The following is a 12,082-nucleotide window of genomic DNA, read 5'->3' on the forward strand; positions in this document are numbered from 1 at the left end:
GGTGTATAGATGAAAATACCCAAACCAATAAAAGCAATCGGCAAGGCGGTGAAACGGCTAATGGGCGACGAAGAACAAATTGCAGAAGATAAGCAACTGGCGAAGCTGGAGAAGTGGAAGAAACGCCTTGACGATGCCTTAATCGAACACGGCCCCTTCCGCGACATCTGCGCCGCCAATGACGCACAGTACAACGGCAGTAAAACAGTCAAAACGCTGGCGGGCAATATGCCAATCTCCAACCGTTATAGCGACGATACCGACGTTCAGGGCACTCAAAACGCCCGCCAAGTCGTGAACGTGGTTTTTCAACTCATAGAATCGCAAATTGACATAAGCGTACCTAAGCCCACCGTCGAGCCGGTTGAAGGCAACAACGACGAGAACAAGAAGATGATTGAGGGTACACTATGCGCCATTGCGGAAGGCCCGGAGTTGGAACGCATCAACTCCGAGAACGAACGCATTGCCAAGAAGAACAGCCTGTCGGTGTTCAAAGTGCGGTACAACCCGGACTACGCGGCACACAAATACCGGGGCAGGATTGAAATACTTAACCCCCACCCGGTCAACATCATCCCACAGCCGAATGTCTACCGCATCAAGGATATGGACTATATGTTCCACATCGAATCCAACCGCACCGTAGACCAGATATGCAGGATGTACGGCGAGGAATTCCGCGACAAGTTGGAGGATGGAAGCAACGAGTACGGCTACCTAGAAGAATTATCGGAAACCAACAACGAGGCCACCTCAAACGGCTTGTTTTCCGTGGTGGAGTGCTGGTACAAAGACAAGGATAATGACGTTGGCCTGATGGCATGGGTGAATGATGAAATCCTAAAGGATATGCCAAAGTTCTTTTATCCCCGCGACGAAGCTGGCGAAATATCGGAAGATGAAACGCTGGAAGTTGAGATACCGGCACAGCCCGGCCCGGATGGCCAGCCCGGACAGCCGACAACCGAAACGGTCACAGTGAAACGCTCTATTCCTAAAAACTTCCCATTCATCGAATGGTACAATATCCCCCGCGAAAAGAAGTTTTACGGCAAGTCAGACCCGGAGATAATCAGCGACCAGCAGGAAGGCATCAAGAAGATGCTTTCTATAGAAGAAGAAAAGCACGTTAAAGGCACAACCAAGATATTCGTTCGCAAGGGCGCAGGCATCCCCGCCAAACTGGACAATGCCCTTTCCAAGATAATTGAAGTTGACGACCCCCAAGGTGATATCAAAGTAGTCGACCTCAAAAGCAACGACAAGTCGTTGATCGAAATGTACACTATCTACGTCCAAGCCGCCAAGGACGCTTTAGGCATAACAGAGGCTTCGCAGGGGCGTTCAGAGGGCGCGAGTATGTCTGGCAGGGCGATTGAACTGCTGGCGCAGAACACGGCGGGCAGGATCAGCGTCAAGGTGTTTGAGAAGCACATTGCCTATACCGAACTCTACCAGATGATATTTGAATTTATGATGGCATACATCGATGACATTCGCCCCTTCCGGCAAACGGATGCCATGAACAACCCCATCTTTGGATTCTTCGACAAATCCAAGCTGCTTAGACGCGACGATGCCGGGGAGTGGTACTATCCTGAATGGAGCATCAAGATACAGCCGGACACAGGGCTTCCCAAGGACAAGCGGTTTATCCTGGATGCCGCCAACAACTCCGGCGACCGCATGGATGAAGTTGCCTACTGGACGGTGCTTGACTCCATTGGCTTCCCCAACGCCAAGATTATGCTGGACAGGGCGAAGGCCAAAGAGCAGGCGGCACAACAGGCGGCGCAGGCAGAAGCACAGGCGGCGCAACAGCAACAGCCACAGCAAAAGCCCCCTAGTGCGTCAATCGCTTTCAAGGACTTGCCTTTAGATGGGCAGATTCAACTAGGGGCGCAGGCAGGCTTGAAGCTAGACCCCAACATACTGGCGGCTAAACTAAAAGCGGAAATGCAGGCAGGACAACCGCAGATACCGGGGCAGATGCCGACAACGTAGAACACCGAAGGGAGAATGCCGATGCAGGAAATCAGATGTGTACGGTGTAACAAACTACTGGCAAAAACAAGGGGCGCTACGGAATACATCTGCATCAAGTGCCCTAGGTGCAAGGAATTAACTGAATATAAATCAAGCTAGAGGCTCACGAAGCCCTGTTCTCCTTAACCGGAGGGCAGGGCTTTTTTGTGTTTTACAGGACTAAATTAAGGAGGTGATACCAGTGGCTGGACAACAGAAAGGCGGCTCCCAGATGGGCGTGGGCGGCAATCAGGACTACGGCAAAGCAACCGGCAAACCGGCCTCGACCGGCAAAATCAAATTCGGCAGCGACCTCCGGGATGGCGGCGGTTCCAAGAAGTAAGGCACCCAACCCGGGTGCCTTTTCTCATGCCGATTCGCGGCAAGCCTCACCCGCTTCAAAGGGTGCATATCGCTGGCGAGCGTAAACGCGGAGGTAATTTATGTTCGGATTTAAAGCAATGATGCACAGACACGGTTGTTATGTTGATACCGGCGACTTTCAAAGCGGAATGGGAGATGTCGCGACCTCCGAAGCCTCCGGTGACACGGAAGAAACAGGCGAAAGCCTAGACGATACCGCAGACGAAAGCGGCGAGGGAGATTCCCTTGATGCTGAACCCGTCGATCAGCAGAAAAAAGGCAAGCAGACACCAGAGACAGATGCCGCCTTTGCCAAACTCCGGCGCGAGGCTGACGAAGCCAAGAGAGCGCTGGCAGAAAAAGACAAAGAGATAGCGGATATGTTCGGCGCATCCCACGGCATCTACACCTGGGACGCTTACAAACAGGCGCTAAAGGCAACACACGCGCAGGAGTTAACCAACCGGCAGCAGGCGCAGATACAGAGGGCGCAGCAGGAGTACACCAACAAATTCAAGCAGCTTGAAGCGCAGGGGTACGACCCTGCTTTTTTACAGACTCTTGACCAAGCCTTCTCACAGCACCCGCGACTTCAGCACTTGGAGCAGATGAACAACCAGCTTCAGCAAGCCTTAAACGGCATGATAAGAACCACCGCAGAAAAAGAGAAAATGCAAAAAGTGATGGGCGATGTGGACAACTATTTCAAGGAGTTACAGGCAGAGTACCCGGAGTTCAAAGACCTCGATTCCTTCGCCGCCGAGGTGGGGCAGGAAGTCTGGAATAAAATCTGCGCCCAAGCCAAGAAGGGCTATACCCTGCTTGACGCTTACGAGTCAGTCAACCGTGCGGAGTTGAAAAAGAGAACTGCCGCATCAGTCAAACAAAAAACACTCAACAACATCGGCAGCAAAGCCCACCTGAAAACGGAGGGTGACGGGGCCGGTGACAGCGGCGGGGATATCCATATCCCTGCCGATACCTATGCCATGTATGCCGACATGGGGATGAACAAGAAACAAGCACAGGCGTACCATAAGAAACTTTACGGATAAGAGGTGAACCGAATGGGTTTCATCATAGAAAGCACAGTCAAAGGCAGGGGGCTTACCACAGAGGAATGCATTGCCGCCGGAGCCACCCTTGCGGCGGGTGAGTTAATCGCCCTCACCGCAGGCGCAGGGCTTGAAACAGCCACACTATGCGGCGAAACTGCCGTCCCCCACGGGATTGTAGTCAAAGGCGGCATAGTCGGCGCTACCTGCACATTTGTACGGATTCTGCCCGGCGACATCCTGAAGGCAAAAGCAACCGCCGCAGACGGCACAACCGCCATGTCTGCCGCAGAAGTGACCGCCTGCATTGCCCTTGTGGGTTCGCAGGCATTGCAGAGCAGCGCGACCGGCCTGACATTCGATGGCGTTACCGCAAGCGGCAGCGGCAAGTTGGAACTGGTTTCCTTTGATTCCAGCAACAACGATGCCAGGGTGAGGATTCCAATAGTTAGTTAATCGGCTTTAAAAGGAGATGAAAAAGAATGTTCTCAATTGAAAGCACATATGACGGGCGAGGCCTGTTTACAGAAGATTGCATAGTTGGCGCATCCACAGTGACTACCGGCGAACTCGTTGCCCTGACAGCGGGCGCAGGCTATCCCACCGCCACACTCTCCGGGGCAACCACCGTACCGCACGGCATCATCGTGAAGGGGAACACTACCGGCGAGAAGGCTACCTTTATTCGCATTCTGCCGGGAGATATCCTGGTATCCCCCGCGACTGCCGCCGATGGTACAACCGCCCTATCAGCGGGGCAGATAACGTCTGCAATATCCCTTGTCGGCAACCAGGCACTACGCATTAGCGCGACCGGCCTGACTCTCGATGCTGTTAACACTTCCGGGGGCAAGTTGGAACTGGTTGGCTTCGACTCGACTACCCTGAAGGCAAAAACACGGTTTGTAATCGTAAGCTAAATATTCCTAAAGGAGATGAATAAACAATGATTGTAACCAGTACAGTTGGCAAGATAGATGCCGCCATTGGGCGCTTTGAAGGCCCCTTGATGGCTTACATGGAAAAAGAGGAAGGCGACTTCGCCAAGACTTCGCTGAAGAAAGTCCTCTTTAACGTCAAGACTTCCAAGCACTACAGCGAGTCTGTAGCGGGCATGACAGGCATTAGCGACTTCGTAGCAACCAACGGCCCTGTGCCGTATGACGAAGGCCCGGAGGAAGGCTATACCAAGACCTTCACCCACCAGGTATTCAAAAAGGGTATTGAAATCGACAGGGAAACAATCGACGATGCCCGCCTGCTCGATATGGAGAATCAATCCGGCAACCTCATCGATGCCTACAACCGCACGATGGAGAAGTTCGTTCATGCGCCGTTTAACTACGCTGACGATACCACCTTCACCCTGGCGGGCAAGTCCTTCACCTGTGTTGGTGCAGATACGCTGGCGTTGGGTTCACACGCCCACACTTCGCACACAGGCAAAGGGGAAGCGACACAGGATAATCTTCTGCATGGGGCGTTAACCGTTGCTAACTTGAAAATTGCAGAAGAAATGATGAATGACTTTACGACTGACATCGGGGAGAAAGCCAACCTGTTTGGCGATACGCTTCTCGTTCCGTACTCCCTGCGAAATGATGCCTGGGAGATAGTTCAATCTGTGGGTAAAATTAACAGCGGTGACAATAACGCCAACCCCTACTACAATAAGTTCAACGTTATTGTATCCAGGTGGTTAACCGATACAGATGCCTGGTTCCTGATTGACTCCGCATACATGAAGAAGTGCCTTTTCTGGATCGACAGGGCTCCCCTGGAAATCAAGTCAGATAAAGATTTTAACACAGACGGCTGGAAAATTAAGGGATATAGCAGATCCAGTTCTGGATTTACAGATTTTCGGTGGTGTGTGGTAAATATTCCAGCATAAATCCCCTAAGTATGGTATAATATAGGCATGGGATAGGGTCGCTCCCGAAAAGCTGTTTCCTGACAGCCTGCCCATACTAAAATTATCAGGAAGCACTACAGGAGGTGTTTTTATTATGCCAAATATCCCAACACGCACTTGCACTAAATGCAAACAGGAATTGCCAGCAACCGAAGAATATTTCAGTAAACACAAGGGTTGTAAGTATGGCTTAAACTCTGTATGCAAGAAGTGTATGGCATCTGCGGCGAGAGATTACCATTGGCAGAATCATGAAGAAGTTCTTGCTAAGCAGCGAGCATACAGCAAGGAAAATCAGAAGATGTTGTCCATTAATAAAAATAAATGGGTGGCAGAAAACAGGGATAGGGTACTGGCTATTCATAGGCGATGGCGAGAAAGAAACCCACACAAAGACAGGGAATACTACCTTGAAAATAGGGATGTGCTTCTCGCTAAACAGAAAAAGAGTCGGATCGCGAATCCGCTTAAACACAAAGAGTCAATCAAAAAAGCCTACATGAAAAACAGAGAACATTACCTGCAATATCAAAGAGAGTACCAAACCAACAACAAAGACAAATGCAGGGAATGGAGCATTATCAAAAGGCACAAGCGGCGTTCCCTAGAAAAATCCCTCCCCTTCACATTAACCGTTGAAGAATGGGGTATGTGCAAAGACTTCTTTAGCCACTCCTGCGCTTACTGCGGGAAGGAATCAAAGCGGTTACACAGGGAACACGTTATCTCTGTTTATAATGGCGGCGGGTTTACTCGTGAGAATATCATCCCTGCCTGTAGATCCTGCAATTCCAGCAAGAACTCCACCGACATGGAAACATGGTACAGGAAACAACCTTTCTTCACAGAGGAAAGGCTGAACAAAATAAAACAATGGCAAGGCACCTCCTAGCGAGGTGCTTTTACTTTTACTTTGGAGGTGAAGGGCTTTGACATTGCATACTTCGGATTCAACCGGGGCGCAAGTAGAGGTGCTAACCACATCAAGCATGTTGCTCGGCCCCGGCAAGACATTTTACGTTGACAGCGTACACGGCGGCGCATCATATGACGGCCTGTCATGGGCAACCGCCCTGACCACGATTGACCTCGCGATTAACAAGTGTACCGCAAGTCACGGTGATAACATCCTGGTTGCGCCCTACCATGCGGAAACATTGGTGGATGCTGCCGGTTTGGTTTGCGACACAGCAGGCATCAACATCATTGGTATCGGCAGGGGTGCGGCTATCCCGACTATCACACTTGGTACTGCTACAGCGGCGACCATTACCGTTACTGCGGCTGATGTCAGTTTCTACAACATCAAGGTTATTGCCGCTTTGGCTAATATAGCGGCAGGCATTACCGCCTCCGCTGCCGGTACGGGCCTGACGGTTGAAAACTGCTGGTTCTGCGATAGTGCGATAGACAAAGAATTGGTTATCGGCATTTCGCTGGCAACCGGCGCAGACAATGTGCTGATTAGAAACAACCGATTTACTACCGTCATTAGCGCAGGTACCGGCGGCTGTGCCTCTGCAATTAAATTTGTCGGCACACACACCAACTGCCGCATTATCGGCAACTACATCCACGGCAACTACTCTGCCGCCTGCATTGACGGCATCACCGGCGCTGGTATCTTTGCGGACATCTACGACAACCGCCTGATCAACATTGACACTGACGCTGGTCTTGTAATCAACATGAAGTCAGACACCACCGGCTTTGTTGCTCGCAACCTGTGCGTTGGTATCCTCGATACCGCCGCCCCTGTTGTCGGTGCTGCTCTGGCAGCAGCCGAGAACTACGGCAGCAATGCGCTAGGCGCTTCCGGCATCATCAAACCGGCAGTAGACTCATAGGATTGGAAACACAACTTGGGGAGGGGCGCAAAGCCCTTCCCCCTCTTTATTTTGGAGGTAGCACATGGATATCAATCCAGAACAGCTATTCAGCAAAACAGACAAGCTACTTTACCTCATCCTACAGGAACTAAGGCAGATGAATGCCCCTGTGCGCCCAACGGCCGAGGGCACAAAGGCGGCTACCCAAAAGCCGAAAGTCACCTGTAAGCGGTGCGGTAAGTCATTCGAGGGGCATGGGGTGTTTCTAAAGCACTCCAAAGCCTGCAAGAAGGAGAGTGAAACAAATGCTCGCAAAATTAGTAGATGAAAACGGAAACGATATAACAGCAACCAATCCATTAGATTGCAGTATGACAGGCGCCACAATCATGCTCCCTGTCGACATACAGGGGCATCAGTTGACGGATGCCGAGGCTTTGCCTGTCAAGCAGGTGGGCAGAACTCCATCATACCCAATCCCCATATTCGATGTGCTGGCATGGAGTGGATTTACCAACCAACCCGCCAATGACGGTGTAGAAATCATATCCGACTCTGCATCTGACGTTGGCCTTTGTACTATTTTCGGCACGACAATCACCACAGGGGCGTTTGCCTACGAAACCGTGACGCTGACAGGCACGAATGCCAAAGCGACGACAAAAGTCAACTGGGACAACATCTACGGTGTATTCCTCGGTGACATCTACGGGCAGAACATCACCCCTGCCGTTGGGACAATCACTGTGCGCGAAGCCTCCCACGACCAGGCAATTACCACCATCGTGGCAACCAAAATCAGCAAGGGCATGGTGGTGTTTGAACTGGGCGGGCATGACATCATCCTCAACGTCCACAGCGGTAACGTATGGGTGAGGCACTTCGCATTGAGCGCAACTACCGTAGTCACCGCCAACAACGGTTTTAAATTGAATCTGACAGGCGGGAACATCCTCGAAATGCAATCCACAGCAGGCAAATATATCGGTCTTATCTCCGACACCACGGGAGCCACGGCACAGATTAAAGTCTGGGCGTAGGGGGTGCTGTCATGGGACTGAAAAGGAGTCTTAGGCTGACTAACATCCCTGCCAATAGTGATTTTAGCGGGGGCGTTACTGGTTGGGCTGGCACCAATAGCACTGTATCTGTTGCAAATAACATATTGTCTATAACGGGGACTGGCACTAACCTGGCGGTTTACGGCGGGCAGATACAGTTGGCGGGCGGCGCGCTGTGGGCCAATGGTGTAGGTTCAAAATTCTACGCTGTCTGCTACGGTATGGTAACTAATGCAGATGCACAGCAGTTAAGTTTAAAACTATATCCAGGGACAGGTGACATATTAGAGACTGCAATTGTCGCCACTCCCACGATAAACACCGTATATAAACTGTCTGGAATATTTACACAAACCAACCAATCCGGGGCGGGAAGCATCAGAATAAAACACTCTTACGCTGATGCGGCAACAGCAAACACCAAAGTTATGCAGGTACAAAAAGTCATGCTGGTACCGATAATCGGCCTGCCCGAACTCGCGCTTTCCGATGCTAATTTGCTGACATGGTGTGACAACAACATACCTACTTGGTTTGACGGCACGATGAACAGATTAGGCGGGTTAGGGTGGTTGAGATGAGACTGAGGGACGGCAGTATAATTGTCTGCGACTGCGGGGCAGAACTGAACCCTGAGATTGTCACAGCCGCCGACTTTATCACCTACGCAGATGGGGTGGCAACCTGTTCCAACTGTTCGGCAAGCGGGGAAGTAGAATTGCCAGTGTCTGAAACTGATTTATCTACGATCGACACGGAAGAACTGGAATTGTTTGAAGAACACAATAAGGACAATGGCGGGTACAGGGAATTAGGAACACTCCCCTATGTTTTTACCGATACCGATTTAAAACTTGTTAAGGTTGATTTGGTGTCGGAGCTTGGGGATGCAGACATTTTTATTGAAACACAGAACAAGTTGGATTGGCAATCTGTCAGCACCCCAACCTCTTACAGCGCGACAAATGTAAAAGTGTTGGCGAAAACTGCCACAGGGTTTACGGCAAAACGAAAGACCACAGGGGCGACAGGTTATCTCTACAGGGTATCAGCTTTCATCCCTGTTAAGCCGTCAACAAGCTACCAAATCACAATGAATTTTGCACCGGATTACGGCCCGGCAATATATGTTTTTGAAAACGGCGTTAACATTACTACCGGGGCGGGGAATGCTAATGGAATTGTTCACAGCCAATTTGCAACCGCCGAGGGCACCAGCCAAGTAGAGTTGCGGATAGGGCTAGGCTCCGGCGATACGGCAGGGCAATACCTTGGAGAATGGGAATTTTACAACTTAATGCTTTTAGAAGATGCTACCGGCTATGCGACTGAATACATTGGATACGGCATAACATACAAGGTAAAAGAAGCAACCACTCGATTGTTGTCTGTCCCTGACGGGGCAGAATCAATATCATCAGATGTCGCTGCCTATAACGGAGTGGCAAAGGTTTACAAAGTTGTAACAATAGACAGCGGGTATCCGGTATATGTCGATACCGAAGTGGATGCAGTTGTTGAAAATCTACTTGAAATACAAAACGCAGATACGCTGTCTGTCGCGTTTATGGCAGACTTCCATTACGGCGAAGAATATTCTACCTACCCCGGAGTGGACAACAGAGCTTGCTCTGATCATGCCTTAATATCAGTCAGCGAAATTGCAAAAAAAACCGCCATCGACTATTTGGTTTTGGGCGGTGATTATGTACTTAATAATACAATCAATACAACCAAAACGACTTGCTTCCAGCAGATAGCGGCCTTTCGGGAAGCGGTAAGTAAATACGCCGGGAATGCCCCTCGGTTCTGGCTGAAGGGCAATCACGATGTTAACCCACGGGAAACCGATGGCGTTGCTGACCACCCCGAAGAAAGGCTGACAAATACTGAATTTTACATTAGGACAGGGGGCAAAGCGGATACCGGCAATGTGATAGTAAACCCTGCCGAAAAGGAAAAATCTTATGGCTATATCGACTTCCCATCGCAAAAAATCAGGGCGATATTCCTAAACACTGACAGCCATTTAGACTATGACGCTATCACAATCAATTCACATGGTTTTAATGCGGAGCAGTTAGTATGGTTGTTTTCCACCGCTTTTGACTTTTCCGGGAAAGCCGTGCCAACGGACTGGGCGACTGTGCTTTTTAGCCATGTGCCGGTACAGGTTACTACAAATTATGCTGATTTGCTGGCGGGGTTGCTGGCTCTCGATGCAGGGGGGACGCACACTTACAATAGCGTGGAGTATGATTATTCCGCGCAGGGTGCGGTTGCCGTCGTTGCCTGCATTGCCGGTGACGTTCACTACAGCTATTCTACCAGCGCGGATGGAGTGCTGAAAATCTCAACACAGAATATAAGTATTAGCTCGACAACTTACAATAACCCGCCGGAAGGGGCAGAGAAAAATACCAAAGTTGCAGGCACGGCAGATGAAACATCCTACGACATTTTTACCGTGGACAGGGCAAGCGGCAAACTCTATGCCACCAGGTACGGTGCAGGCGTAGATAGGGTATGGGATATTTAACTAACGGAATAGCATTTGTTAAAAACTCACCACTCGAAAGGGGTGGTTTTTTTATGACAGCACCAAAAAACATCAGGTTTGCGCTTTCAGAGCCACGGCGGGCAATAGCGAACAGGGCAATCAAAAACATCAAGGACGTACTCGGAGTACCGATTGTCAATCCTATTGCAGACCCGCCCGCCGACACATACGACCGCATTGTTGATTTAGCAGCCAACGGCAGTTTCACCAACGGTACGACAGGATGGTATGTCACCACCAGCGGCGGGACGATAGAGGTTAGCACCGACCACAGCTCTTACTCTTTGTCGAATACCTCCGCGAACAAGACAACCTACGCCCGGCAGGACATAGCTTTGCCAGCAGGGGACAAGGTGTTCATCCGCGCCCGGTGTTGGCTTGACTCCGGCTCACTGACAAGCAACATATTTATGTCCATCGGCATTGCTGGCAGTATGGGGACGGTTGTCAAGACCTTTGCAGACGCTTCCCTAGGTGCAGAGTGGCGATACACCAGCGCGATTGTGACCGTACCGGCAGGGGCGACAGGGCTTCGCATAATTGCGGGCAGGTCAACGGCACAGACGGCGGCTTACCATATAACTGACATTCAGGCAATCCACCTGACAGGCAATATCGACCCGGATATTCTAGCCGGTTCGGACGCCGACCTGTTGACATGGTGCGATACCCGATACCCGAAAATTGATAATGTCTATACTCCTGACCCTCCTGCGGTTGACCCGACTTGGATTGATGTCACCGCCCACAGCGTTACAGGGGATGGGGAAACAGACGATACGGCGGCTATCAATGCCATTATAACCAGCACCTATCAGGCAGGCGGTGGGACAGTCTACTTCCCTGCCGGAACGTACATGATCAATGCGGCGGGTACATCCGGCAACGGAGGTATAAGGCCGAAAAGCGGCGTGCACCTGCGCCTTCATGCTGATGCCATTTTACAGGCTATTACCAACGCTTCCGGGGCGTATCAGGTAGTCTGGTTCTACAATGTGTCTGACAGTTCCCTTGTCGGCGGGCAGATTAAAGGCGACAGGCTGACGCATACCGGCACTACCGGGGAGACAGGGTACGGTATCAGGTTGACATCTTGCAGTAATATCACCCTATCCGACTTCACCGTTTCCGAGTGTTGGGGCGAGAACATTGCCATCGGCGGGAACCTGGCAGGACACCAATGGTCTGACAATATCCTGCTGGAAAACTTCACTTCCGAGAAAAGCCGCAAGCAGGGGATTAGCGTATTCTCTGTCAAAGGGCTTACTATC

The 12,082-nt window shown here is 50.8% G+C and carries 13 protein-coding genes; all 13 read left to right on the forward strand.

Annotated features, from left to right (window positions below; translation table 11 throughout):
* Positions 1 to 9 precede the first annotated feature (9 nt).
* Positions 10 to 2,007: a hypothetical protein gene (locus tag M0R80_13765; protein MCK9460700.1), complete on the forward strand. Its 1,998-nt coding sequence runs from the start codon at positions 10 to 12 to the stop codon at positions 2,005 to 2,007.
* 21 nt (positions 2,008 to 2,028) lie between these two features.
* Positions 2,029 to 2,148 carry a Com family DNA-binding transcriptional regulator gene (locus M0R80_13770; protein MCK9460701.1) on the forward strand — a complete coding sequence of 40 codons (120 nt, stop codon included), beginning with the start codon at positions 2,029 to 2,031 and terminating at the stop codon, positions 2,146 to 2,148.
* Between the two features lie 82 nt (positions 2,149 to 2,230).
* A complete protein-coding gene (locus tag M0R80_13775) occupies positions 2,231 to 2,371 on the forward strand; it encodes a hypothetical protein (GenBank protein ID MCK9460702.1) in 141 nt (46 codons plus the stop codon).
* Between the two features lie 100 nt (positions 2,372 to 2,471).
* A complete protein-coding gene (locus tag M0R80_13780) occupies positions 2,472 to 3,446 on the forward strand; it encodes a hypothetical protein (protein MCK9460703.1) in 975 nt (324 codons plus the stop codon).
* 12 nt (positions 3,447 to 3,458) lie between these two features.
* The gene (locus M0R80_13785) at positions 3,459 to 3,902 is read left to right on the forward strand and encodes a hypothetical protein (protein MCK9460704.1); all 444 of its coding nucleotides are present in this window, start codon (positions 3,459 to 3,461) and stop codon (positions 3,900 to 3,902) included.
* A gap of 26 nt (positions 3,903 to 3,928) precedes the next feature.
* Positions 3,929 to 4,366 (forward strand): hypothetical protein, encoded by a 438-nt coding sequence (locus M0R80_13790; GenBank protein MCK9460705.1) that lies wholly within the window; start codon positions 3,929 to 3,931, stop codon positions 4,364 to 4,366.
* Positions 4,367 to 4,392: 26 nt separating this feature from the next.
* Entirely contained in the window at positions 4,393 to 5,340 is a 948-nt protein-coding gene (locus M0R80_13795) for a Mu-like prophage major head subunit gpT family protein (protein ID MCK9460706.1), read from the forward strand.
* 235 nt (positions 5,341 to 5,575) lie between these two features.
* Positions 5,576 to 6,253 (forward strand): HNH endonuclease, encoded by a 678-nt coding sequence (locus M0R80_13800; protein MCK9460707.1) that lies wholly within the window; start codon positions 5,576 to 5,578, stop codon positions 6,251 to 6,253.
* 97 nt (positions 6,254 to 6,350) lie between these two features.
* A complete protein-coding gene (locus M0R80_13805; protein MCK9460708.1) occupies positions 6,351 to 7,208 on the forward strand; it encodes a hypothetical protein in 858 nt (285 codons plus the stop codon).
* A gap of 278 nt (positions 7,209 to 7,486) precedes the next feature.
* Entirely contained in the window at positions 7,487 to 8,230 is a 744-nt protein-coding gene (locus M0R80_13810; protein ID MCK9460709.1) for a hypothetical protein, read from the forward strand.
* Positions 8,231 to 8,241: 11 nt separating this feature from the next.
* Positions 8,242 to 8,832, forward strand: a complete 591-nt coding sequence (locus M0R80_13815) for a hypothetical protein (GenBank protein MCK9460710.1) — start codon at positions 8,242 to 8,244, stop codon at positions 8,830 to 8,832.
* Complete coding sequence (locus tag M0R80_13820) at positions 8,829 to 10,790, forward strand: metallophosphoesterase (protein ID MCK9460711.1); 1,962 nt, start codon at positions 8,829 to 8,831, stop codon at positions 10,788 to 10,790. Before M0R80_13815 ends, M0R80_13820 begins: the two co-directional genes overlap by 4 nt.
* A partial coding sequence (locus tag M0R80_13825; protein ID MCK9460712.1) for a glycoside hydrolase family 55 protein occupies positions 10,778 to 12,082 on the forward strand: 1,305 nt, incomplete at its 3' end. The genes M0R80_13820 and M0R80_13825, both read left to right, overlap by 13 nt.

It is taken from the genome of Pseudomonadota bacterium (assembly GCA_023229365.1).
GTDB lineage: Bacteria > Myxococcota_A > Polyangia > JAAYKL01 > JAAYKL01 > JALNZK01.